23 protein-coding genes are annotated in these 24,126 nt (G+C 73.7%); 8 read left to right on the forward strand and 15 right to left on the reverse strand.

Going from position 1 to position 24,126, the window contains the following annotated elements:
• Positions 1 to 41 precede the first annotated feature (41 nt).
• The gene (locus JOD66_RS04185; protein ID WP_204835667.1) at positions 42 to 1,232 is read left to right on the forward strand and encodes a glycoside hydrolase family 43 protein; all 1,191 of its coding nucleotides are present in this window, start codon (positions 42 to 44) and stop codon (positions 1,230 to 1,232) included.
• Positions 1,233 to 1,250: 18 nt separating this feature from the next.
• Here the strand turns inward: JOD66_RS04185 and JOD66_RS04190 are convergent, their stop codons facing one another.
• From JOD66_RS04190 to JOD66_RS04225, 8 genes are all read right to left on the reverse strand, one after another.
• Positions 1,251 to 1,673, reverse strand: coding sequence for a type II toxin-antitoxin system VapC family toxin (locus tag JOD66_RS04190; protein ID WP_204835668.1), 423 nt, complete (start codon positions 1,671 to 1,673; stop codon positions 1,251 to 1,253).
• The gene (locus JOD66_RS04195; RefSeq protein WP_204835669.1) at positions 1,670 to 1,903 is read right to left on the reverse strand and encodes a ribbon-helix-helix domain-containing protein; all 234 of its coding nucleotides are present in this window, start codon (positions 1,901 to 1,903) and stop codon (positions 1,670 to 1,672) included. The genes JOD66_RS04190 and JOD66_RS04195 overlap by 4 nt, the downstream gene beginning before the upstream one ends.
• A 39-nt stretch (positions 1,904 to 1,942) precedes the next feature.
• Complete coding sequence (locus JOD66_RS04200; protein ID WP_204835670.1) at positions 1,943 to 2,653, reverse strand: class I SAM-dependent methyltransferase; 711 nt, start codon at positions 2,651 to 2,653, stop codon at positions 1,943 to 1,945.
• A complete protein-coding gene (locus tag JOD66_RS04205; RefSeq protein ID WP_204835671.1) occupies positions 2,650 to 3,432 on the reverse strand; it encodes an ABC transporter ATP-binding protein in 783 nt (260 codons plus the stop codon). The genes JOD66_RS04200 and JOD66_RS04205 overlap by 4 nt, the downstream gene beginning before the upstream one ends.
• Entirely contained in the window at positions 3,429 to 4,406 is a 978-nt protein-coding gene (locus tag JOD66_RS04210; protein WP_204835672.1) for an ABC transporter substrate-binding protein, read from the reverse strand. Before JOD66_RS04210 ends, JOD66_RS04205 begins: the two co-directional genes overlap by 4 nt.
• A 30-nt stretch (positions 4,407 to 4,436) precedes the next feature.
• Positions 4,437 to 5,462, reverse strand: coding sequence for a FecCD family ABC transporter permease (locus JOD66_RS04215; protein WP_204835673.1), 1,026 nt, complete (start codon positions 5,460 to 5,462; stop codon positions 4,437 to 4,439).
• A gap of 76 nt (positions 5,463 to 5,538) precedes the next feature.
• A complete protein-coding gene (locus JOD66_RS04220; RefSeq protein WP_204835674.1) occupies positions 5,539 to 6,444 on the reverse strand; it encodes an alpha/beta hydrolase in 906 nt (301 codons plus the stop codon).
• 34 nt (positions 6,445 to 6,478) lie between these two features.
• Positions 6,479 to 7,843 (reverse strand): Vgb family protein, encoded by a 1,365-nt coding sequence (locus JOD66_RS04225; protein ID WP_204835675.1) that lies wholly within the window; start codon positions 7,841 to 7,843, stop codon positions 6,479 to 6,481.
• A 111-nt stretch (positions 7,844 to 7,954) separates the two neighbouring features.
• Between JOD66_RS04225 and JOD66_RS04230 the strand changes: the two genes are divergently transcribed.
• The gene (locus JOD66_RS04230; protein WP_204835676.1) at positions 7,955 to 10,474 is read left to right on the forward strand and encodes a tetratricopeptide repeat protein; all 2,520 of its coding nucleotides are present in this window, start codon (positions 7,955 to 7,957) and stop codon (positions 10,472 to 10,474) included.
• Here the strand turns inward: JOD66_RS04230 and JOD66_RS04235 are convergent.
• The 5 genes from JOD66_RS04235 to JOD66_RS04255 form a co-directional block, all read right to left on the reverse strand.
• Positions 10,441 to 11,382 (reverse strand): GNAT family N-acetyltransferase, encoded by a 942-nt coding sequence (locus JOD66_RS04235; protein WP_204835677.1) that lies wholly within the window; start codon positions 11,380 to 11,382, stop codon positions 10,441 to 10,443. The genes JOD66_RS04230 and JOD66_RS04235 overlap by 34 nt on opposite strands.
• Positions 11,383 to 11,427: 45 nt before the next feature.
• On the reverse strand, positions 11,428 to 13,224 hold the full coding sequence (metG, locus tag JOD66_RS04240) for a methionine--tRNA ligase (protein ID WP_204835678.1): 1,797 nt from the start codon (positions 13,222 to 13,224) through the stop codon (positions 11,428 to 11,430).
• A gap of 35 nt (positions 13,225 to 13,259) precedes the next feature.
• Complete coding sequence (locus JOD66_RS04245; protein WP_204835679.1) at positions 13,260 to 14,432, reverse strand: N-acetylmuramoyl-L-alanine amidase; 1,173 nt, start codon at positions 14,430 to 14,432, stop codon at positions 13,260 to 13,262.
• Between the two features lie 180 nt (positions 14,433 to 14,612).
• Positions 14,613 to 15,260: a mycothiol-dependent nitroreductase Rv2466c family protein gene (locus tag JOD66_RS04250; protein ID WP_204835680.1), complete on the reverse strand. Its 648-nt coding sequence runs from the start codon at positions 15,258 to 15,260 to the stop codon at positions 14,613 to 14,615.
• A 54-nt stretch (positions 15,261 to 15,314) separates the two neighbouring features.
• The gene (locus JOD66_RS04255) at positions 15,315 to 16,736 is read right to left on the reverse strand and encodes a CHAP domain-containing protein (protein ID WP_204835681.1); all 1,422 of its coding nucleotides are present in this window, start codon (positions 16,734 to 16,736) and stop codon (positions 15,315 to 15,317) included.
• A gap of 162 nt (positions 16,737 to 16,898) precedes the next feature.
• On the opposite strand from JOD66_RS04255, the gene pepN reads away from it, so the two are divergent.
• Complete coding sequence (gene pepN / locus JOD66_RS04260; protein WP_204835682.1) at positions 16,899 to 19,472, forward strand: aminopeptidase N; 2,574 nt, start codon at positions 16,899 to 16,901, stop codon at positions 19,470 to 19,472.
• A gap of 150 nt (positions 19,473 to 19,622) precedes the next feature.
• On the opposite strand, the gene JOD66_RS04265 is transcribed toward pepN, so the two are convergent.
• Positions 19,623 to 19,982, reverse strand: coding sequence for a DUF5130 family protein (locus JOD66_RS04265; protein WP_204835683.1), 360 nt, complete (start codon positions 19,980 to 19,982; stop codon positions 19,623 to 19,625).
• Positions 19,983 to 19,991: 9 nt separating this feature from the next.
• Positions 19,992 to 20,372 carry a hypothetical protein gene (locus tag JOD66_RS04270; protein ID WP_204835684.1) on the reverse strand — a complete coding sequence of 127 codons (381 nt, stop codon included), beginning with the start codon at positions 20,370 to 20,372 and terminating at the stop codon, positions 19,992 to 19,994.
• Positions 20,373 to 20,455: 83 nt separating this feature from the next.
• On the opposite strand from JOD66_RS04270, the gene JOD66_RS04275 reads away from it, so the two are divergent.
• The 5 genes from JOD66_RS04275 (at position 20,456) to JOD66_RS04295 (ending at position 24,105) form a co-directional block, all read left to right on the forward strand.
• Positions 20,456 to 21,490 (forward strand): mechanosensitive ion channel family protein, encoded by a 1,035-nt coding sequence (locus JOD66_RS04275; RefSeq protein ID WP_204835685.1) that lies wholly within the window; start codon positions 20,456 to 20,458, stop codon positions 21,488 to 21,490.
• A gap of 7 nt (positions 21,491 to 21,497) precedes the next feature.
• A complete protein-coding gene (locus JOD66_RS04280) occupies positions 21,498 to 21,881 on the forward strand; it encodes a globin (RefSeq protein WP_204835686.1) in 384 nt (127 codons plus the stop codon).
• Positions 21,882 to 21,972: 91 nt separating this feature from the next.
• Complete coding sequence (locus tag JOD66_RS04285) at positions 21,973 to 22,659, forward strand: hypothetical protein (protein ID WP_204835687.1); 687 nt, start codon at positions 21,973 to 21,975, stop codon at positions 22,657 to 22,659.
• 105 nt (positions 22,660 to 22,764) lie between these two features.
• Positions 22,765 to 23,298: an RNA polymerase sigma factor gene (locus JOD66_RS04290; RefSeq protein WP_204835688.1), complete on the forward strand. Its 534-nt coding sequence runs from the start codon at positions 22,765 to 22,767 to the stop codon at positions 23,296 to 23,298.
• A gap of 21 nt (positions 23,299 to 23,319) precedes the next feature.
• The gene (locus tag JOD66_RS04295; protein WP_204835689.1) at positions 23,320 to 24,105 is read left to right on the forward strand and encodes an enoyl-CoA hydratase/isomerase family protein; all 786 of its coding nucleotides are present in this window, start codon (positions 23,320 to 23,322) and stop codon (positions 24,103 to 24,105) included.
• Positions 24,106 to 24,126: the final 21 nt, after the last annotated feature.

Genomic DNA, 24,126 nt, shown 5'->3' on the forward strand with positions numbered 1-24,126 from the left:
GCCGCCGAGTCTAGGGTGTGGCAGCGAGAGGGAGGGAAAGCATGGGGGCTCGGCGAGGTCTGGCGGTGGCGGTGGCCGCGATGCTGGCGGTGCCGGGGTTGTCGGCGTGCTCGGCCGCCGGCGACTCCCCCACCGCCGAGCCGACGACGAGCGAGGCACCGCTGATCCCCGAGCCGAGCGCGCTGCCGACCGCACTGCCGAGCGACGTGCTCGCCGGCGAGATGCAGGACCTGGCCAAGCTCGCCGAGCGCCTCGCCCAGCAGCTCCCGGCGCAGCGCCGGCCGGAGCCGGTGCGGATCGCGGGCAGCAGCACCCGGTGGCAGCCGGGGGCGGCCTACCGCGGAGTGTTCGCGGATCCCGACATCCTGCGCCACGACGGCCGCTGGTACGCCTACGCCACCAACACCTCGCACCTCAAGCTCCCGGTGCTGACCTCGCGCGACCTGACGACCTGGACCCCGCTGGCCACGAGCGGCGGGGGCCGGATCGACCCGATCGAGGTCGCCGGCTGGGTGCGCAGCAGCGACGGCGGCCGCGACCTGTGGGCGCCGGGCGTGGCCGAGGTCGGTGGCGGCTGGACCGCGGCGTACGCCGCACCGGCCGGCACCCAGGGCGGCCAGCGGCACAACTGCATCGGGCTGACCCGCGGCCCCTCGCCGGCCGGGCCGTTCCGGCCGGTCGGGGAGCCGCTCTGCTACGGCGAGGCCCAGCTCGGCGTCATCGACCCCGACGTGTTCGTCGACGAGCACGGCGTGGCGTGGCTGCTGTGGAAGTTCTCCGGCGTCGTCAACCGCCGCCCGGCCGGGCTGTTCATCCGTCGGCTCAACGCCGACGGAACCGGCTTCGCCGACGGCTCGCAGACCCGGGAGCTGCTCACCCTCGACCGGCCGTGGGAGGGCGACACCATCGAGAACCCGAGCATGGTCCAGTTCCGCGGGGTCACCTATCTCTTCTACTCCGGCAACTCGTGGGAGCGCGCCGACTACGCGACCGGGTACGCCATCTGCGCCGGACCCGAGGGGCCGTGCGTGCGCCAGAACCACGGGGAGCCGCTGCTCTCCACCGCCACGACCGGCCGGCTCGGTCCGGGCGGCGCGTCGGCGTTCGTCGACCGGAAGTCGCTGCGACTGGTCTACCACGCGTGGGACCGGGTCGGGCAGACCCGCCGGCTGCACGTCGCCGGGCTGTGGCAGCGCGACGACGGCACGCTGGAGGTCGTGGACCCGGGCTGACGGCGCAGGCCGAAGGGGCTACGCGTCGAAGGGGAGCAGCCGGAAGCTGTCGCCTCCCCAGAGCGGCGTGATGGCGCGGAAGTGCCGCTGGTCGACGGTGAACAGGCTGCGGGTCCGATGATCCTGCGCGTGCACGACGAGCGTGGCGTCGGTCAGGCCGAGGGGGAAGTCACCGTAGACCCCGGCGACGCCGGCGGCACGGGCGGCGATGGCCTGGTCGAACGGGACGACGTCCATGGTGTCCAGGACGTCGTCGAGCACCGCGGCGCGGGCCTGCTCGCCGAGCCGGGCACCGACGAGGTGGTCCAGCTCGGCCAGCACCAAGGCGGGCACCAGGAGCCTCTCGTCGACGCCGCTCAGATACTCCCTGGCGGCTGCGTGGTGAGCGTCGGAGCGGTCGTAGCAGGCGTAGATCGCTCCCGTGTCGGCGATGATCGTCACGCGATCCCGAACCCGGTGTCGGAGAGGATCTGGTCGACATCGGTCGAGGTGGACGACGCCCCGCTGTCGTACAGGCCGAAGCGCATCTCGCGAGCGGTTCGGCCCCGGCCGCGCAGCTTCTCGGTCAGGGCCTCACGGATCACGTCGGCCTCGGTGCGCCCTTCGGCCGCGGCGCGCGCCTCGAGCGCGGCCTTGAGGTCCTCAGGGAGGTAGATCGTCGTGCGCACCATGCCACCAGGGTACGCCATATGCGTATGGCGCGCCCGGTCTCAGCGCCGGCGCGCGGTGACCAGGTACTGCAGCTGCACCTCGTGGTCCGGGGCCACGCCGAAGCGGCGGTCCAGGTCGAGGATGCTCGTCAGCGGCGTGACCCTCACCTCGGCGAAGCCCGCGGCGGCGACCAGGTCGCGGGTGGCGTCGATGGACGTCGCGGCGGCGAGCGGCAGCAGCGCGCGGACCTCGGCGTCGTAGCGCTCGACGAAGTCAGCCGAGGTGTCGCGGTCGAGCCCGGTCGGGAACCAGGTCGAGTCCACCAGCGCCAGCACTCCCCCGGGGCGCAGCAGTCGCCGCCAGGAGGCCAGCGCGCGCTCCGGCTCGCGCAGGGTCCACATCAGGTAGCGGCTGGTGATCGCGTCGAACGAGCCGTCGGGGAAGTCCGGGGCGACGGCGTCGCCCCGCAGGAAGCGCGGCGGGTGCGGCGCCCGCGCGGCGTGCTCGCGGGCACGGGCCAGCATCCCCTCGGCGAGGTCGGTGGCGGTGACGTCGTGGCCGAGCTCGGCGAGCAGGAGCGCGACGTACCCGCTCCCGGTGCCGAGGTCGAGCACCGTGGCCGGCGCGGGCGGCAGCGCGGCGGTGAACACCTCGGTCCAGGCGGCCCGGTCGTGCTCGCGCCGCTCCGGGCGCTGCTGGTAGTCGTCGTACTCCGGCGCGCGGCCGGTCCAGTAGGCGTCGATGTTGGACTGGGGCGTCGAGTGCGTCATGCGGGGAGCCTCTCGGGTACGGCGGCGAGCGGGTGGAAGAGCAGCTGGGGGTGGCCGGCGGCGTCGGTGCGGGTGACCCCGATGCCGTAGACCCGCTCCAGCAGGTGCGGGTCGAGGACGGCGTCCGGCGAGCCGGCCGCGGCGACCCGGCCCCGGTCGAGCAGGACCAGGTCGTCGCAGTAGCGCGCGGCGAGGTTGAGGTCGTGGAGCACCACCACCGCGCTGGTCGCGACCTCGCGCACCAGGCCGAGCACCTCGTGCTGGTAGCGGATGTCGAGGTGGTTGGTCGGCTCGTCGAGGAGCAGGAAGTCGGCCTCCTGCGCGAGCGCCCGGGCGACGAGGACCCGCTGTCGCTCGCCACCGGACAGGTCGGCGTACGGACGCGCGGCGAGGTGGGTGCCGCCGACGCGCGCCAGCGCCGCGTCGACCACGCTCCGGTCGACGTCTCCGGCCCGCTGGAAGGTGCCCAGCCGCGGCAGCCTGCCGAGCGTGACCATCTCCCGGACGCTCAGCATCGCGTCGGCGTCGGACTCCTGGACCACGACCGCGATCCGCCGGGCCACCTCGCGCGGTCGCAGCCGGGCCAGGGGGACGCCGCCCACCGACACCCGGCCCCGCTCCGGCCGCAGGGAGCCGTAGAGCAGGCGCAGGGCGGTGGTCTTCCCGCTGCCGTTGGGGCCGAGCAGGCCGAGCACCCGGCCCGGACGGGCCTCGAGCCCGACGCCGCGGAGCACCGGGCGCTCGTCGTAGCCGAAGTGGAGATCCTCCGCGACGATCACGAGGCGAACCTCGCCCGGACCTGCGCCAGGCCGTCCAGGGCCAGCGGCGTCGGCGGCTCGACGTAGTTGAAGAGCAGCGGCAGCAGCTCGCCCTCGCGGACCGCGGTGATGCTGTCGGCGCCGGGCAGGCCGGTCACGGCGGCCACCACCTGGTCGGGGTCGCCCGCGCTGTGGAGCAGGACCAGGACGTCGGGGTCGCGGCCGATCAGCTCCTCCGCGGTGACCTCGAAGACCCGCTCGTCGGTGTCGGCGAAGACGTCGTCGAGACCGGCCGCCTCGAGGATCGGGTGCGCCATGCTGCGGGCGCCGTAGGCGTAGGTCACGCCGCCGCCGACGGTCGGGTAGAGCACCGCCGCGGTGCGCCGCTCCCCGCCCGCCGGGGCGCTCAGCTCCGCGACCCGCTGCTCGATCGCGGCGTTCGCGGCGGTCGCCTCGTCGCGCCGGTCGAACACCTCGCCGTAGGTGCTCATCTGGTCGGTGATGTCGTCGAAGCCAGGGTCGTCGAGCCCCCGCGGGCACATCGCGGGCTCCTCGATGAGCGGGATCCCGACGGCGCCGAGGGTGTCGCGGCCGAGGTTGTCGATCTCGCCGAGCACCAGGTCGGGCTCCTGGTCGATGACGACCTCCTTCGAGATGAGCAGGTGGCCCGAGGCGTCGGTCTTGCCGGTCAGCGCCGGGATGTCCTCGAGCGCCGCCCAGGTGGCGTCGTCGTAGTAGTCGCGGGGGTACTCACCGGCCCGGGCGGTGACCCGGTCCAGGACGCCGAGCCGGGCCAGATAGGGCACCGCCGCGCTCTTGAGCAGCACGACCTCCTCGGGCGCCGCGTCGAAGGTGACCTCGGCGCCGCAGTTCTCCACGGTCACCGGATACGGCCCGGAGCCCCCGGAGGCGGAGCGCTCGCTCGCCCCCAGGCCGCAGGAGGTGAGGGCGAGCACGGAGGCGCTCGCGGCGAGGACGGCGAGAGGACGGCGCATGGGGTTCTCCTGGGGTGGGGATGGCTGGACTCAGGCCGTGGTCGCCTGGAGCCGGCGGACGAGGACGAGCAGGAAGGGGGCGCCGACGACAGCGGTGACGATCCCGATCGGGACCTCCTGCGGCGCGAGCAGGACGCGGGCCACGATGTCGGCCCAGATCAGCAGGATCGCGCCCATCAGTGCGGCGACCGGGATCGCACGCACGTGCGCGGCGCCGACCGCGCGGCGGGCGAGGTGGGGCACCACGAGACCGACGAAGCCGACCGCGCCGGCGGCCGACACCACGACGGCCACGCACAGCGAGACCAGCACGAGCAGCCCGGTGCGCAGCCGCTCCGGCGACACCCCGAGGGCGAGCGCGGTCTCGTCACCGACCGCCAGTGCGTCCAGCCGGCGGCCGAGCACGGTGAGCACGGCGATGCTGAGCAGGACCACCACGACGGCCAGGGTCAGCGCCTGGCCCCACGCGGCGAGGGCGAGCGAGCCGAGCAGCCAGAACATCACCGAGCGCGCGCCCTCCGCGGAGTCCGAGGCGAAGATCAGGAAGCTCGTGACGGCCTGCAGGGCGTAGCCGACGGCGACGCCGGCGAGGAGCAGGCGGGTCGAGGTGACCCGGCCGGCGGAGCGCGCGACGACGTAGACCAGGACGGAGGCGGCGAGGGCCCCCACGAAGGCGCTGGCGGACAGCGCGTGCTCCCCGAGGCCGAGGGTGACGCCGAACAGGATCGCCGCCGCCGCGCCGGTCGACGCCCCCGAGCTGACGCCGAGCAGGTAGGGGTCGGCGAGCAGGTTGCGCACCATCGCCTGCAGCGCCGCGCCCGCCACCGCCAGGCCCGCGCCGACGACCGCGGCGAGCAGCACCCGCGGCAGCCGGACGTCCCACACGATCGCGTCGCGCGGTGCGCTCCAGGTCTGCTCGGCGGGGGTCAGGAAGAGGTGGTGCCCGACGACCCGGACCACGCTGTCGAAGGGCACGTAGACCGCGCCGAGGGCGGTGCCGGCGACCACCGACAGCACGAGGACGACGAGCAGGACAGCGGTCCAGCGACGCGCCACCCCGACCCACCTCCTTGTTGCAAGGACTTTGCAACAAGGAACCTATCGCAACAGCTCGCGACCCGGACGACCTGGGTCAGCGCGCGGCCGCACCCCGGAGCCGCTCGACGTGCATCCGCAGCCACCCCGCCACCTGCCACATGGTCGGCTCGGCGGCGTCGAAGACGTCGGTGTGCCGCCAGTAGCCGTGCACCTGGCCGAGGTAGCGGGTGCCCACCACCTCGACGCCGGCCTCGGCGAGGACCAGGACGAGCTGCTCGCCCTCGTCACGCAGCGGGTCGTGCTCGGCGGTGGTGACCAGCGTCGGCGGCAGCGTGCCGAGGGCGGTGGAGCGGAGCGGGGCCAGGTCGGGGTGCTCGAGGTCGGCCGGCGTGGCGGCGTACTGCTGCCAGTACCAGGCGGCCTCCGCGGGCTCGAACCCGTCGGCGGCGGTGCGGTAGGAGTCGAAGGAGGCGGTCGGGTCGAGGAAGGGATAGATCAGCACGACGCCGGCGAAGCGGCCGGGATGGCGCAGCGCGGTGACCAGGGCCAGGTTGCCGCCGGCGCTGTCGCCGTGGATGAACGCCGGCAGCCCGGCCAGCTCCGGCTGCTCCCCGAGCCAGCGGACCGCGGCGGACAGGTCGTCGGGCGCCGCCGGGAACGGGTGCTCCGGCGGGCGCCGGTAGTCGACGCTGAGCACCGCCGTCCGGCTGAGGCTCGCGAACCGGCGGACGGCGGCGTCGTGCACCTCGACGTCGTTGAGCACGAACCCGCCGCCGTGGGCGTGGACCACCACGGCGTCGTACCCGGCGGGCAGGTAGAGCCGGGCCGGCACGCCGCCCGCGTCGACGTCGCGCACCTCGGCGACCTCGGGGCGCGGCTGGTCGGCCGCGGCGGCCCGGGCACGCTCGCGCTCGGCCGCGATGTCGAAGGCGGGATCGGTGACGGCGAGCTCGCCCGCGGCGTTGGCGATCGCCGCGCGGGCCTGGGGGTGGAGGGCCATGCCCGCACCCTAGGCGCGGACCGGCCGACCGGGCTCAGCGGGCGCGGGACCTGGCCTCGAGGCACTGCACTCCCGGCGTCGGCGCGGACGCCCGGACCTTGACGAACACCTTGCCGGCGGCGCGCCTGCGCAGCTTCACCGTGAACCTGCCGCTGGCCTTCGCCCGGCCCGTGCCGATCTTGCGCGCCTTGCCCTTGCGCGGCTTCGCGTAGGCGACCACCGCGCCGGCGCGGCAGGCGGGCTCGGCGACGACGCGGCCCTTCGCCCGGCCCCCGGCCACCGCCCGGAGCTTGACCACGCGGGCGACCTGGCGCGGCGGGAACAGGTGGGCGTCGACGGTGATGGCGCCCACCCGGTTGGCGGCCCGGTCGATGAACCACAGCCGGCCGTCGCCGCCGAACTCGATGTCCGTCGCGTTCCAGGGTGCGATCGACGCCCGGGAGATCTCGCCACCGGGCGTGATCCGGCCGATCGCGCCGGCCTCGGCCCACCACAGGGCCCCGTCGGGGCCGAGCTCCAGCGAGTGGGGCACCGGGTCGCCGGACTGGCCGGCCAGCCGCGGCAGCGCCCAGGAGACGAACCTGGAGCCGTCGAAGCGCCCGATCGCTCCGCCTCGGTAGGTCGCGAAGGGCGGCGCACCCCACACCTCGTGCCCCGTCGCCCAGAGCGCGCCGTCCGCGCCGTACGCGAGCGACCCGGTCGACAGCGAACCGCCCCAGGGCGCGGGATGGGTCGTCGCCTGACGGTCCTCGCCGAGACGCTCGAGGTTGCCGCCGTCGCCGTACCAGAGCGCACCGTCGGGAGCGAGCGCCATCGGGACCGACCGGTCGTCCACCGCGTTCGGGAGCTGCCAGCCCTCCACCTGCCCGTCGGCCACGCCGAGGAGCCGGTACATGGTGTGGTCCCCACCGAGCTCGCTGACCCACACGCCGCGCGACCGGCCGGCCGTGATCGCGCCGAACTGCGCGTACCCGTCGGAGAATCGGTCGAGGTAGGCGCCCGAGGTGGGCATCCGGTTCACGTTCGCGCCGGCGTGGGAGAGGAACCAGAGATCCCCGTCACCACCCGCGACCAGGTCCGTCGGCCCCGAGGACTGGCCGGGGTCGTGCGCGACGGGGAACTCCTGGATCGCCCCGCCGACGGTGATCCGACCGATCTTCCAGCCCTTCTCCTCGGCGAACCAGAGACTGCCGTCCGGGCCCCTCGTCAACGACTCCAGGCCGGCGCCCGCGGTCGGCACCGGATAGGTCGCGAGCGTCGGCCCGGCGGCCGGTGCCGCGGGTGCCGTCGGTGCGGCCGCCGCGGCCCGGTCGGCGCGGGCCGCTCCCTCCGCGACACCCGCCGAGGACGCGATCAGCAAGGCTCCGGTGACCGCGACCACGCTCGTCCTGACCCGCACGCTCCCACGCTCCTCACGACATCGATGACGAGCGTCCACCGTGCCCGGGCCGGGGCGGGCCGGTCCCCGATCCCGAACGTTCCCGAACGCCCGGCAGGTACCTTCACCCGCGTGACCGTCCGCCGCCCCGCCTCCGACGAGGGCGCGGCCTGGACCCTCGACGACGTCGCCGCGGGCCTGCGTGAGCTGCGCGCGGCGGCGGGCAGCCCGTCCTACGCCCGCGTCGCGGAGCGGATCGTCGACGCCCGTCGTGACCGCGGCCTGCCCGAGGCGGAGTGCCACGTCGGCCGCGTCACCGTCTACGACTGCTTCCGCGCCGGGCGGCGCCGGATCGACGCCGACCTGGTCGCCGAGATCGTGCGCGCACTCGGTGCGGACGGCGCGACGGCGGGCCACTGGCGCGAGCGCAGCAGCGCGGCCCAGCATCGCCGTGACGCCGGCATGGTCGGCACCGCCGTCGCCCCGGTGCCGGCTCCGGAGGAGCCCGCGGTGGACCGGGCCGAGCTCGCCGCGGTCCTCGCCGCGCTCGACGCCGGCACCCGGACCGTGGTCGTCGACGGACTGGCGGGGAGCGGCAAGACCCACCTGGCACGACGGGTGGCCCAGGTCCTGGTCTCGTCCGGACGCGTGGCCGGTGGGATCCTCGTCGACCTGCGCGGCTTCCACGACGACCTCCCGCCGGTCATGGCCGAGGCCGCGCTCACCGCCGCCGTCCGCGCCCTGGGCGCGGGCGCGGCACCGACCGCCCAGCGCGTCCGCCGCCAGCAGTACGCCGGACTGCTCCGGGAGCGCCCGCAGGTCGTCGTCCTCGACGACGCCGCGGACGAGGAGCAGGTGCGCCCCCTCCTGGTCGGCGCCGGCCCGACCGTGCACCTGGTCACCAGTCGGCGAGCGCTCCGGATCGAGGGCGCCACCGCGGTCACCCTCGGGTCGTTCCGCCCCGAGGAGTCGGTCCGACTGCTCGGGGCGATCGCCGGCTCCGAGCGGGTCGCCGCCGAGCCGGAGGCGGCGACGACGCTGGCGGCCGCGACCGGCCACCTCCCGCTCGCGGTGTCCCTGGTCGCGACCCGGGTGGCCGCCCGCACGACCTGGCCGCTGTCCGACTTCGTGACCGTGGCCGACGCACGCCGGCGCGGCCTGCGCATCGACGACGCCGTCGCCGCGACGCTCGCCGCGACGTACGCCGCCCTCAGCCCGGCCGCCCAGCGGCTGCTCCGGCTCCTCTCCGCGCCGCCGGTCGAGCAGCTCGACGACACCGCCGTCGCCGCGGTCGCCGGCACCTCCGGCCCGGACGCCGAGCCGGCCCTGGCCGAGCTGTGGCGACACCACCTCCTGCAGCGCGCGGCGCCGTACCGGCTGCGGATCCACCCGCTGGTGCGCACCTTCGCCCTCGACCGCTCCCACGACGAGGACCGCCCGCGGGAGCGCGACGACGCCCAGCACCGGCTCGCCCACCACCTGCTCGCCCTGGCCTGGGCCGACCACGTCCACCTGCGCGCGGGCAGCGGCCGTCCGCCACCGCCCGGGCTGGACCTGCCCGACCTCGACGCCGACGAGGTCCGGCGCCGCATCGACCGCGAGGCGGACACCCTGCTGCTGCTCGCGGGCCTGGCGGACGGACCGCTCACCCTCGTGCTTCCCGACCTCGCCCCGGCGCTCGCGGCCCGGCTCGACCTGTGGGGCCGGTACGCCGACGGCCGGGTCCTCCACGAGCGTGCGTGGGCGGTCGCCCGCGCCGCGCGGCGACCCGACGCCGTCCTGCGGACCCGGCTCGACCTGGGCCGCACCCTCGTCCGGCTCGGCGAGCTGGACGCCGGCGGCGACCACCTCGGCGCGGTGCATCCCGCCCTCGAGGAGGCCGGGCTCGCGGTCGAGGCCCGGGAGGCGCTGGGCGGGCTGGCGATCGTGGCGGCCCAGCAGGGCCGGCCGGCCGAGGCGGCCGCCCTCTTCCGGCGGTGCGCGGCACTCGCGGCCGAGACCGGAGACCCGGTCGGCGAGGCACTCTCCCTCGACAACGTCGCCATCGTGGAGCACCGGCTCGGCAACTTCGGCGAGGCGCTGCGTCACCATCAGCTCGCCCAGCAGGCAGCGATCCGGGCGGGCGCCGTCGCGCCCCGGGCACTGAGCCTGGTCAACACCGCGACCCTCCAGCTCACCCTCGGCGACCCGGAGGCGGCGCTCGCCGCGGCCGACGAGGGGATCCGGCTGGCGGAGACCGTGGGCCACGACCCGGTCCGCGGCTACGGCCTCACCGCCGGCGGCCGGGCGCTGGTCGCCCTCGGCCGGCCGGCCGACGGGATCGCCCGGCACGACCTCGCGCTCGAGATCGCCCGCCGCTCGGGCGACCGGCTGCTCGAGGCATCGGCGCTGTGTGGCCGTGCGGTCGGCCGGCTGGTCCGCGACGAGCACGCCGCGGCGGGCGACGACTTCGCCCGGGCGGAGGAGATCGCGGTCGCCGCCGGGCTGCTCCCCGAGCAGGTGCGCGCCCGTCGCGGTCTCGCCGACACCGCCGCGGCGGCCGGCGACGACGCGGCCGCGGCGGACCACCTCGACACCGCGCGAGCGCTCGTCGAGGCAGCACCCGAGGCCGAGCGGGTCTACCTGCGGGCGTGGCTCGAGGGCCCCGGCTGACCCTCGAGGTGTCCCTGGCCGACCAGGTCGATCCGCACGGTGTCGACCACCGGTCGATAGCCGAGGGCCTGGTAGAGCGCGTTGGACGTCGGGTTGGCCTGGTCGGTGAACAGGATCACCCGGTCACCGCGCGCACGCAGCAGTCGCGACACCTCGGCGACAGCAGCCCCGGCCCAGCCGCGGCCGCGCTCCTCCTTCGGCGTGAAGACCGGGCCGACCCGGCTCACGCCGTACGCCGGCGGGTTGGCGCCGACCATGCTGACCACCCGGCCCTCGGCGTCCTCCCAGAACCAGAGCACCTCCTCGGCGAGCTTGCGCCGGACGTCGTCGATGCCGAACGCCGCCGCCTCGCCGTCGTGTCCGGCGGCGCGGCCGGCCTGCTCGTCGGCGTCGAGGAAGAACTGCTTGACCCAGGCGAGCGCCAGCTCGGCCTCGTCCGCGCGGACCGGGCGCAGCCGTCCGGGAACCGGTCGCGGCGCGACCAGGGTGCCGAGCTCGAAGAGCCGGTGGTGCAGGCCGTTGACGACGCCGCGGCCGGTCGCGGTGGCGACCACCGCCGCGAACCGGTCGGCGGCGGGCCGCAGCCCGGTGGCTCCGCCGACGTCCTCGCCGCGCGCGAGCACCGCGGCGGCGAGGGCGTCGACCGCGCCGTCGGGCATCGACAGGAGGTAGACGGGGTACGGCGCGAACGGTGCCGTGCGCATCGCGATCCCGGCGATCGCGCCCTCGGGTCCGGTGACCACCGCGAACCAGCAGTGCGCCAGGCCGCCACGGCCGGTGGCACGGAGCCGGTGCGCGATCGTCGTCACGACGGTGCCGGTCACCGGATCCTGGGCGAGGTGCGCGCCAGCGCGGGCGAGGAACTCCCCCGCGTCGTCGGCGAACCAGACGTCGTACCCGCTGCTCATGGGCTGATCGTCGTCGCCCGGTCTCACCCGGACAACGGGTTTTCGTCAGCCGTCGAGACGGGCCAGCTCCTCGTCGACCACCGACGGGTCGAGCTTGACGAAGACCGGGGTGGGCTTGGCGACCGGGCGCCCCACCTCGACCGGGTGCCGGCCCCAGGACGGGAAGCCGGTGTAGTCGCCGGTGATGATCGGGTAGCCGCGCTCGGCGTCGTCGAGGTCGGCGACCTCCTCGATGACCGGCATCGGGGCGATCGCGCCGATGCCCCCGAGCGCCCTGTCGACCTCGTTGGCCGAGAACGGCAGGAACGGGCTGAGCACCAGGTTGAGGTCGGCGACGCACTGCGCCATCACGTGCAGGATGGTGCCGAGCCGCTCGCGCTGCGCGTCGTCCTTGAGCTTCCACGGCTCGGAGTCGGAGACGTACTTGTTGACGTCCGCCACCGCACGCATGGCCTCGCCGATCGCCTGCTTCTGACGGTGCCGGGCGATCAGGTCGCCGACCGTCCCGAACGCGGTCTCGGTGACGGCCAGCACGGCCTCGTCCTCGGGGCGCAGCGGACCGGCGGCCGGGATCTCGCCGAAGTTCTTGGCGATCAGCGTGGCGGTGCGGTTGACCAGGTTGCCCCAGCCGGCGACCAGCTCGTCGTTGGTACGCCGGACGAACTCGGCCCAGGTGAAGTCGGAGTCCTGGCTCTCCGGCCCGGCCGCCGCCACGAAGTAGCGGAAGGCGTCGGGCTGGTAGCGCGCGAGCAGGTCGCGGACGTAGATGACGACCTTCTTGGAGGAGGAGAACTTCCGGCCCTCCATGGTCAGGAACTCGCTCGAGACCACCTCCGTCGGCAGGTTCAGCTCGCCATACGTGCGCGGCTGGCCGCCCTTGGCGCCCTTGCCGGCGTACGCGAGCAGCTCGGCCGGCCAGATCTGGGAGTGGAAGGTGATGTTGTCCTTGCCCATGAAGTAGTAGGACAGCGACTCCGGGTCGTTCCACCAGGCGCGCCACGCGTCCGGGTCGCCGCTGCGGCGGGCCCACTCGATCGAGGCCGACAGGTAGCCGATCACCGCGTCGAACCAGACGTAGAGCTTCTTGGTCGGGTTGTCCCGCCAGCCCTCGAGCGGGACGGCGATGCCCCAGTCGATGTCGCGGGTCATCGCGCGCGGGCGGATCTCCTTGAGGATGTTCTTGGAGAACCGGATCACGTTGGGGCGCCACAGCCCGGTCGCCTCGCGCTCGTCGAGCCAGGCCTGCAGCGCGTCCGCCAGCGCCGGCAGGTCGAGGAAGAAGTGCTGGGTCTCGATGAACTCCGGCGTCTCGCCGTTGATCTTCGAGCGCGGGTCGATCAGGTCGTGGGGGTCCAGCTGGTTGCCACAGTTGTCGCACTGGTCGCCGCGCGCACCGTCGTACCCGCAGATCGGGCAGGTGCCCTCGATGTAGCGGTCGGGCAGGGTGCGTCCCGTGGACGGCGAGATCGCGCCGTAGGTCGTCTGCTCGACGAAGTAGCCGTTCTCGTAGACGCCCAGGAACATCTCCTGGACCACGGCGTGGTGGTTGCGCGTGGTCGTGCGGGTGTAGAGGTCGTAGCTGATGCCGAGGCCGACCAGGTCCTCGACGATCAGCCGGTGGTTCTGGTCGGCCAGCTCCTGGGGCGTCAGGCCGGCCTCGTCGGCGGCGATCAGGATGGGGGTGCCGTGCTCGTCGGATCCGGAGACCATGAGGACCTCGTTGCCCGCCATCCGCTGGTACCGGCTGAAGACGTCGGACGGAACGCCGAAGCCGGCCACGTGGCCGATGTGGCGGGGGCCGTTCGCGTAGGGCCAGGCGACAGCGGAGAGGACGTGCGTCATGCCCTGAATCCTAGGGTCGGCGCCGTGCCGGTCGGTCAGCGGCGGGACTTCTTGATCCGGCGGGCGGTGCGCAGCCGGATCTCCGGGAGCGCGTCGTAGAGGTACTGACCGGGGCACTCGGTGTCGTTGGTGTCGCGGTGGCCGTCGATGACGGGCAGCGTGACCACCGTGCCCGGGGGGTAGAGGTCGCTGCCGTGGGAGAGCACCGCCGTGCTCCCCAGCGGGTCGCGGTGGTACTTCCTCAGCTTCCAGGCCGCGACCTTCGCGACGCCCGCGAGCACCTTCGGCGCCGGCGCCGCCTCCTGGTAGGAGCCGAGCACCGCGATGCCGACCGAGGTGTGGTTGAAGCCGAGGGTGTGGGCCCCGCGGGTGTCGCGGTCGCCGTCCGCGCCGCGTCGCCCGGCCCAGATCCGGCCGAACCGGTCGACGAAGTAGTTGTAGCCCACGTCGGACCAGCCCAGCGTCTTGGTGTGGTAGCGGTAGATCGCCCGCAGGATCCGCGGAACGTCGCGCTTGCGGTAGTCGTTGCCGGTCGCGGTGTGGTGGACGTGGACCTGCTCGACCGTCTTCACCCGCTTCGGCCTGCCCGTGGCCCAGCGCTCCTTGGCACCCCAGGCCCGCCGGCTGCGGATCCGGGGCCGCAGCGAGCGGTGCCGCTTCGGGCGGGCGTCGACCGGGTCGCCGGGGTGGTCGCCGGGGTGGTCGCCGGGGTGGTCGCCGGGGTCGACCAGGGTGAGCACCGGCCGCTCGACGGCACCGGTCACCTCGACCTGGACGCCGTCGCTGTCACCCACCCACAGCGGCGCGGTGCCGGCCCGCGCGGCCCGGGCCTCCGTCGTACCAGGGTCGGGGAGGTCACGCAGCGCCGGCACGTCGCGCCACGGGCCCCAGCCGCCGGCTCCCCGCACCCGCACCCGGACCTCCGCCTGGCCGGCGCCCGCCGCCCAGGTGACCCCGAGCAGCGCGAACCGATCGGTGCGCTGCTCCGCGGTCCGCAGGACCGCGCCCCGCGCCGCGACCTGCGGGTCCGGGGTGAGCGCGACGTCCACGGAGCCGCCGACCCCGCCGGGGTCGGGGCGCAGCCGGAGCCGGCCGGTGGGCGCCGCGGCCGCCGGGCTCGCGGCGGGTCCGACGAGCGGCAGCGCGACGACCGCGGCCCCGATCGTGGCGAGGTCGCGACGGCGTACGGAGGGATCCGAGAAGGTCATGACTCACGAGCATGCGTCATCGCACCCAGGCCCCGGAAGCGCCGGCGCCGCGTGTCGCGATCCGCTGTCGGGTCTTTCCACGGACGCGACTTGACGCGCAGTTCTGTCACTTGTCGGGCGTTGCAACGCCCGACAAGCGCAGGAATCGCCGGTCGACCGGCGATTCCTGCAGCCCCGACCTCAGGAGAAGTCGAGCTCCCCCGTCCGCGTCCGCTTGAGCTCGTAGAAGTACGGGAAGGACGCGACGGCGACACAGCCGTCCCACAGCCGCCCGGCGTCCTCGCCACGCGGGATCTTCGAGAGCACCGGGCCGAAGAAGGCCGCGCCGTCGATGTGGATGGTGGGCGTGCCGACGTCGTCGCCGACCGCGTCCATGCCCTCGTGGTGGGAGGCGGCGACCTTCTCGTCGTACGACGAGTCGGTGGCGGCGTCGACCAGGCCGGCGTCGAGCCCGACCTCGGCGAGCACCTCGGCGATCAGCTCGCGCGCGCCGTCGGGCTGCTCGTGGAGCTTGCGGCCCTCGAGGTGGATCCGCTGGCCGAAGGCGTCGTAGAGGGGACGCAGCACCTTGTCGCCGTACTGCTCCCGGGCGGCGATCAGCACCCGGACCGGCCCCCAGGCCGGGGCGAGCATCTCGCGGTAGCCGTCGGGGATGTCGCGGTCCTTGTTGAGGTACGCCAGGCTCATGACGTGCCAGCGCACCTCGATGTCGCGCACCTGCTCGACCTCGAGGATCCAGCGCGAGGTGATCCAGGCGAACGGGCACAGCGGGTCGAACCAGAAGTCAGCGACGTGGGGCGCCGGCGCGGGCGCGGAGTTCTCGGCCATGGTTCGCCAACCTAGCCGAGCACTCCGACATTCCCGGACCGGCGATCGCGCCCCTCAGCGCACCTGGACCGAGCCGACCACCTTGGGTGCCGCCGGCACCTCGGCCGAGCCGAGGTAGCGGACCCGCACCTTCTTCGTCCCGCGCGACATCGGCACCTTGACCTTGACGATGCCGTCGCTCAGCTTGACCTCGCGCTTCCACGAGCCGATCCGGACCAGCACCTTGCCCGTGACCGGCAGCTTCCCCACCGCGGTCACGCGCACCCGGACGATCGCCCGCCCGCGGTTCGACTTGGTCTTGAGGATGACGTTGGCCGGACTGGTCACCGTCCCGGAGGCGGCGAGGGTCTCGACGGCCGGGGCGAACTGCGGCTTGGCGCCCGCCACCTCGACGCTGACGGTGCGGCCGACGTCGTCCGGGGCGAGCTGGTACGTCGCCGCGCTGGCCCCCGGGATCTCGACTCCGTCGCGCAGCCACCGGTAGGTGGGCACCGCGTCCGGTTGGTCGTAGCTGCCGGGCGTCACGGTCAGCACCTCGCCGAGCGCGGGCGTGCCGCTGAGTGCGGCCGGCGCGGTCGCGTGGACGGCGCCCGCGAGCACCGGACCGAGCGTGTAGAACGGCGAGACGTAGGTGGTGAAGCCGTCCGCCTTCGCCACGACCCGCATGCTCAGCGTCTTGCCGACCAGGTCGGGCGTCAGCGCCAGGTCGGGCGTGATGATGTCGCCGATCCGGACGCCGTCGGCGAACCAGCGCCACCGGTTCTCCGCCGGCGTCGGGGTCCAGCCGCCCGCGGTCGCGGTGATCGTGGTGTTGACGACCAGCGGTGCGCTCACCACCGGCGTCGCGGTCTGGGTGAACACGTTCTCGGTCGGCGTGGGCGTCGGGGTCGGTGTCGGGGTGGGCGTCGGGGCCGCCCGGTCGACGAAGTGGATGAAGCCGGTCGGCCAGCGTCCGCTGGTCCGGGTGATCGAGCGCCAGTGGAAGGTCCCGCCCCAGGCGTCCTCGGACACGATGATCTCGTCGGCCGAGACGACCCGCTCGACGTACGCGACGTGGCCGGCGGAGCCGGCGCCGTTGGAGTACTTGCCCCACCAGGCGATCGCGCCGACGTTCGGCGTCTGGTCGGTGATGGAGCTCATCGCCTTGCCCCACTCGCTGGCGTTGCCCTCGCCCGACCAGGGCCGCACGTTCGGCATGCCGGCCTGGATCATCCGGTACGCCGCGTAGTTCGTGCAGTTGTGGCCGGCGTACATCCGCCAGTACATCGAGCCGTTCGCGGCGCCGTACCCCGCGTCGGAGTAGCCGGCCTGGACGCAGGCCGCGTAACCACTGCAGAGATAGGTGGTGCCGGCCGATGGGAGCAGCGGAGAGCCGGGGGGACCGGCCCCGGGTCCGGCGAGGACGAGGTACGACGCGAACAGCGCGCTGGCGGCAGTGGTGGTCCCCCAGCGCGCGGCGCGGCTCGATGTGCGCATGCCGAACACCATCGGCCACAACGACCCCAGTACGCAACAAAAACCCCCCAAATCTCTCCATTCACCGGCGTGTCGCATTGACTTTCATGAGTTACATGGTTGTAGTTCGCGCCCGCCGCTCCGATTGTCCGACAACTTCGCGCGGATGCAAGGATGACTGCCATGCCCGGCACCAACCTCACCCGCGACGAGGCGGCTACCCGCGCCGCCCTCGTCGACGTGACGTCCTACGTGATCGACCTCGACCTGTCCCGTGCGACGCAGGAGGGCGTGGAGACCTTCGGGTCGACCACCACGCTGACCTTCACCTGCCGCCAGCCGGGCTCGGCCACCTTCGCCGACCTGGTCGACGCGACGGTCCACGAGATCACCCTCAACGGCGTGGCGCTCGACCCCGCGACGGCGTACGCCGACAGCCGGATCGCGCTGCCCGACCTGCAGGCCGAGAACGTGCTGGTCGTCAGGGCCGACTGCACCTACTCCCACACCGGCGAGGGCCTGCACCACTTCGTCGACCCGGCCGACGGCAAGGTCTACCTCTACTCCCAGTTCGAGGTGCCCGACGCCCGCCGGGTCTACACCACCTTCGAGCAGCCCGACCTGAAGGCGCCGTTCACCTTCAACGTGACCGCCCCGGCGCACTGGAAGGTCGTCTCCAACGCCGCGACGCCCGAGCCCACGCCGGTCTCCGACGGCGTCGCGATCTGGAGGTTCCCCGCGACCAAGCCGATGTCGACGTACATCACCGCGATCGTCGCCGGCGACTACTACGAGGTCCAGGACGTCTACGAGGGCGCTCACGGCACCATCCCGCTCGGCCACTACTGCCGTCAGTCGCTCAAGGACTACCTCGAGCGCGACCGCGAGGAGATCGTCACCCTCACCAAGCAGGGCTTCGCGTTCTTCGAGGAGGCCTTCGGCTACCCGTACCCGTTCGGCAAGTACGACCAGCTCTACGTGCCGGAGTACAACATGGGCGCGATGGAGAACGCCGGCTGCGTGACCCTGCGCGACGAGTACCTCCCCCGCTCGCGGCAGCCGCGCTCGTTCTACGAGTTCCGCGCCTCGGTGATCCTGCACGAGATGGCCCACATGTGGTTCGGCGACCTCGTGACCATGAAGTGGTGGGACGACCTGTGGCTCAACGAGTCCTTCGCCGAGTGGGCCTGCTACCACGCCGAGGCGCTCGCCACGTCGTACGACGACGCCTGGACCGGCTTCACCAACGCCCGCAAGCAGACCGGCTACCGCGCCGACTCGCTGCCCTCGACCCACCCGATCGCGGCCGACAACGTCGACCTGCACGCGGTCGAGGTCAACTTCGACATGATCACCTACGCCAAGGGCGCGGCGGTGCTCAAGCAGCTCGTCGCCTGGGTCGGGCTCGACCCGTTCCTCGCCGGGCTCAAGCAGTACTTCCACGACCACGCCTTCGGCAACACCGAGTTCGCCGACCTGCTGACCGCGCTGGAGAAGGCGTCGGGCCGCGAGCTCACCGGCTGGGCCCAGGAGTGGCTCCAGACCGCCGGCACCAACACCCTCTCCCCCGCCTTCGAGCTGGCCGCCGACGGCACCTTCGCCTCGTTCGCGATCAACCAGGCCGCGCCCGAGGACCACCCGACGCTGCGCCGGCACCGGGTCGGCATCGGCTTCTACAACTCCTCGCCCGAGGGACGCCTGGTCCGCACCGACTACGTCGAGGTCGACGTCGACGGCCCGCGCACCGAGCTCGCCGACCTGGTCGGCAAGGCCCAGCCCGAGCTGCTGCTGCTCAACGACCAGGACCTGGCCTTCGCCAAGATCCGCCTCGACGAGCGCTCGCAGGCCACCGCCATCGCCCGGCTCTCCGACCTCGACGACTCGCTCGCGCGGGCGCTGGTCTGGAGCGCCGCGTGGGACATGACCCGCGACGCCGAGCTCGCCGCCACCGACTTCGTCGAGCTGGTGCTCGGCAACATCGGCCAGGAGACCGACGCGTGGGGCGTCAGCCGGATCCCGGTGTACGCCGCCCAGGCGGTCTCGCTCTACAGCGACCCGGCCCGGCGTGCCGACCTCGGCGCCCGCTGGGAGCAGGGCCTGCGCGGCCTGCTCGCCGCCGCCGAGCCCGGCACCGACCACCAGCTCACCTTCGCCCGCGCCTACGCCGCCGCGGCCACCAGCGACGCGGCCGTGGCCGAGATCGAGGCGATCCTCGACGGCTCGCTGAGCTTCGAGGGGCTTGCCGTCGACCAGGACCTGCGCTGGGCCCTGCTCACCGCGCTGGCCCGCGTGGGGCGCGTGGACGACGTACGCATCGACGAGGAGCTGGCGGGCGACAACACCATCTCCGGCCAGGAGAAGTCCGCCGCCGCCCGCGCCGCCCAGCCCACCGCCGAGGCCAAGGAGCGCGCCTGGACCCAGGCCCTGCTCGACCCGTCGGTGCCCAACGAGACCCAGCGCAGCGTGGTCCTCGCGTTCTGGCAGCCGGGGCAGGAGGCCGTGCTGGCGCCGTACGTCGAGCGCTACCTCGCCGAGGTCGCCGGCACCTGGGAGCGGCTGGGCTCCCACAAGGCGTCGGTCGCGCTGGAGTTCATCTTCCCCCGCCTGCTCGCCACCCGGGCCACGCTCGACGCCGTCGACGCCTGGCTGGCCGCGAGCTCCGACGCCGTCAACCCGGGCGCGCTGCGCTACGTCCGCGAGGGCCGGGCCGACGTCGCCCGTGCCCTGGCCGCCCAGGCCACCGACGCCCGGGCCTGACCCGGCAGGAACTGGCTCTCGAATTGCGCTGACCCGGCAGAAACTGGCTCGCAAAACGCGCTGACCCGGCAGAAGTTTCTGCCGGGTCAGCGCGATTCTGAGGCTATTTCGAGCCGGGTCAGCGCAATTGAGAGGCCAGTTCGAGCCGGGTCAGTCCTTGGCGAGCTCACCCAGCAGCTCGATGCCCCGGGTCAGGCCGCCGGCCAGGTCCCCGGTCGCGAACCGCTCGGTCATCGCCGCGACGGCCTGCGCCGACTCGTCGTCGGTGAGCCGCTCGCGGGTGTGGCCGCCGGTCACGATCTCGACCACGCGGCGGTCCGGGTCGACCATGATCAGGATGCTGCGCGAGGGCAGCACGAGGGTGTTGTGGAGGCTGGTCGCGAAGTCGCGCGGATCGCCGCTGGCGGCGCCGACGAAGACCGAGATCTCGGCGCGGCAGACCTGCTCGGCGTTGCGGATCGTGACGTCGAGGGCGGCGCGCTCGGACGCCGAGAGGGCGGTGCTGCTCATGACCGCGGACTACCAGCTGCCGCCGGCGCCGCCGGCCTTGGAGTCGTCGGAGTCGGGGGCGGCCAGCTCACCGGCGGCCTTGCGCGGGCCACCGAGCCACTGGTTCTCCGGCTCGAGCGCGTTCATGCTCAGGTCCTCGCCACGGGCCAGGGCCGGGGCGACGTAGAGCAGCGTGATGACGATGAAGACCAGCAGCGGGACGCCGCCGAGGTACAGCCAGGCGTGGAGTACGTCGATGTCGGGCTTGGCCTCCCAGCTCGCGGCACCGTTGCCGGGACGCGGCTCCGGGGTGTCGGCCGACGCGGAGCCCGCTCCGGCGACGACGAGCAGGGCGCTCACCCCGACGAGGGTGCACACGGCGAGCAGGCGGCGTACGGCAGTGCTGGTCACGTGCCGCATGCTATCGGCTCCCGATCAGGCGTGCGGTAGTGGTGTCCGCGGCGGGCCTCAGGTCGCTTTGGGACACTGGGCGGATGTCTGCTCTCCCCCTCCCCCTCGCCCTGGTCGCCACCGCCCCGACCAGCCCGTGCGCCGACGGTGAGACGGTCTGCGACCTGACCTGGGACGTCACCGGGAACCGCCGGCTGGCGGAGTGGTCCGACGTCATCATCGGCAAGCCGCTCGCGATCATCGGCCTGGTCCTGCTCGGCGTGCTCGCCCGCTGGCTGCTGCACCGGGTGGTCGACCGGATCGCGCGGCGAGCCGAGCGCGGCGTGCTGCCGGAACGGGTCGAGAGCGCCGTGACCGCGCGCCGCAAGCAGCGCGCGGCGACCATGGGCGGGGTGCTGAAGAGCATCATCACGTTCATCGTGGTCGCGATCGTCGGCACCATGGTGCTCAGCGAGGTCGGCGTCGACATCGCGCCGATCATCGCCAGCGCCGGCATCATCGGCATCGCGCTCGGCTTCGGCGCCCAGTCCCTGGTCAAGGACTTCCTGGCGGGCATCTTCATCTTCATCGAGGACCAGTACGGCGTCGGCGATGTCGTCGACGTGGGCGACGCCAGCGGCACCGTCGAGGCGGTCACCCTGCGGATGACCCGGTTGCGCGACATCGAGGGCACCGTCTGGTACGTCCCCAACGGCGAGATCGTGCGGGTCGGCAACAAGAGCCAGAACTGGTCGCGTGCGGTCGTCGACGTCCGGGTCGGGTACGACGAGGACCTGGCCCGGGTGCAGCGGATCCTGCGCGAGGTCGCCCACGACCTGTGGGAGGACGACGAGTTCAGCCACGTGATCATCGAGGAGCCGGAGGTGACGGGCGTGGAGCTGATGGAGCCCGACTCGGTGACCATCCGGGCGATGGTCAAGACCGCGCCGCTCGAGCAGTGGGCGGTCGCGCGGGCGCTGCGGCAGCGGATCAAGGCCCGCTTCGACCACGAGGGGATCAAGGTGCCGTTCGCGCAGCGGGTGGTCTGGCACCGCGAGGACCACCGCGACCACGCTGACGACCAGCGTGACGATGCGAAGCAGGGGGCGGCGCGGTCCACCGTGAGCGACGAGGGATGATGGATCGGTGAGCGACGAGACGAGCTTCTACGACGAGATCGGCGGGTTCGAGACCTTCCGCCGGATTGTCGCGAAGTTCTACGAGGGCGTGGCCGCCGACGAGGTGCTCCGCCCGATGTACCCGGAGGCCGACCTCGGCCCGGCCGAGGAGCGCTTCCTGCTCTTCCTGGTGCAGTACTGGGGCGGGCCGACGACCTACTCCGACAACCGCGGGCACCCCCGGCTGCGGATGAGGCACGCACCGTTCGCGGTCGACCTCGACGCGCGGGACCGGTGGCTGCGGCACTTCCGCGCCGGTCTCGACAGCGTGGAGCTGACGCCGGAGCAGGACGCGCGCTTCTGGGAGTACGTCACGCACGCGGCCACGTTCATGGTGAACACCCCGGGCTGAGAATTTCTCCCGGCTCGATGTAACACCCGGCCGGGGTCACGACATGTTCCGGTTGAGAGCACACCCGCCTCGTCCCTCAGCAGAGCAGGCCATGACCCACGAACGCGCCACCGAGCGGCTCCGCGTCGACGTACCGACGCTCGAGCCCGACCCGGCGTTCCTCGGCATGCTCACCCACCTGAGTGCGACCTCGCAGGCCACGCTCCCCCGATCGACTCGGTCGGCCGGATTCCGCCTGGTGCTCGCGACCGGCTCCGTTGCCGTCATCGCGGCCGCCACCTGGGCAGCGGGCGTTCCCACCGGCGGAGGTGTCCCACACTCCCCCGCCGACAGCCCGACCCGGATCGGACCGTCCGGCACACCGAGTCCCGGCGACGTCGGAACCCCACACTCCGACGTCACCACCACGCCCGGCAGCCCCCTGTCCCCGGGGCTGCCGGGCAGCACTCCCTCCTCCGACTCCGAGCACGCCGCCGACCCCGGCGGCGCCGACGGGAGCAAGTCCCGCGGCTCGGACGACACCGGTCGCGACGACGACGCGCGCGGCGGACCGCCCCCGACCCACCCGGGCAAGGGCAAGGCGAAGGCCAAGGGCCACCACAAGGACAAGGCCCAGGGGAAGGCCAAGGGCCACGACCGCGAGCCGGGCGAGGGCGAGCAGGGCGACTCCCCGCGCGGGCCCGGCGTCTCGTCGGGCCAGTCCGGCCAGGGCAACCAGTCCGGCCAGGACGACGGCGACGACGACCAGGGCAGCGACCAGCAGCGGCCGACGCACTGACCACGGGGAAATGTCCCACTTCCCGCTCGCAGGCGGGACAATGGGCAGCGCGGTCCGGGGCAAGGTCCGGACCGTGCCAGAACGACAGGGGTGGGGACACGTCCGGTGCGGGCAGACGACGAGCTCGTCACTGCTGCCAAGCACGGTGACGCCGCAGCGTGGCGCGAGCTCTATCGCGACCACGCCGGTCGCCTGCTGCTGTGGCTGGAGGCCCGCTCCTCGCCCGGCGGCGAGGCGCCCGACGACATCGCGGCCGCGACCTGGCTGGTCGCCGCCGAGCGGATCGCCGACTTCCACGGCAGCGGCTCGGACTTCGGCGGCTGGCTGTTCGGCATCGCCCGCAAGCACCAGGCCAACGCCGGCCGCCGTACGGCCACCCGGACCAGGGGCTTCGACAGCCTCGCCGCCGATGCCGAGCACACCGCGCCCGGACCCGAGACCCGCATCCTGGCCGACGAGTGGGTACGCCGCGCGCTGGCCGAGCTGCCGCCCCGCGAGCGCGACGTGATCGCCTGTACCGAGGTGCTCGACCTCGATGTCGCCTCGACCGCCGCGGCGCTCGGCATGACGGCCGTGGCGGTGCGGGTGGCCCGGCACCGCGGCCTCAAGCGGCTGCGCACTCAGCTCGCCCCGGATTAGAACGCGTTCTATTCTGAGCGCATGACGCTGCTCGTGGCCGACGACCGCCGGGTCCGCACCCTCACCCTGAACCGCCCCGAGGCGCTCAACGCCTTCAACGAGGAGCTGTACGACGCCACGGCGGAGGCGCTGCTCGCCGCCGCCGCGGACCCCGAGGTCGCCGTGGTCCTGCTGACCGGGTCCGGGCGCGCGTTCAGCGCGGGCACCGACCTGCTCGAGATGCACCGGCTGGCCACCGATCCGGACTTCCCCCGGGGCAAGCACGGGTTCATCGGCCTGGTCGACGCGCTGGTCGAGTTCCCCAAGCCGCTCGTGGTCGCCGTCAACGGGCTCGGCCTCGGCATCGGCGCGACCATCCTCGGGTTCGCGGACCTGGGCTTCATGGCCGACGACGCCCGGCTCAAGTGCCCGTTCACCTCGCTCGGCGTGGCACCGGAGGCCGCGTCGTCGTACCTGTTCCCGGCGTTGGTCGGCCGGCAGCACGCGGCCTGGGCGCTGCTGTCGTCGGAGTGGATCGGCGCGGCCGAGGCGCGTGCGATGGGCCTGGTGAAGGAGGTCTGCGCGCCCGGCGAGCTGCTGGCCACCGCCCGCCGGCACGCCGAGGTGCTCGCCGCGAAGCCGATCTCGTCGCTGGTCGCGGTCAAGCGCACCATGGCCGAGCCGCACCGCGCAGCGATCCGGGCCGCCCGGGACCGCGAGAACGCCGCCTTCGCCGAGCTGATGGGCGGCCCCGCCAACCTCGAGGCCCTCGCCGCCTTCGCCGAGGGGCGGGAGCCCGACTTCACCTCGCTGCCACCGGGCTGGTGAGCCGGGCGGCACCCGGACGGC

This window comes from Nocardioides nitrophenolicus, assembly GCF_016907515.1.
In the GTDB taxonomy this organism is placed as follows: domain Bacteria; phylum Actinomycetota; class Actinomycetes; order Propionibacteriales; family Nocardioidaceae; genus Nocardioides; species Nocardioides nitrophenolicus.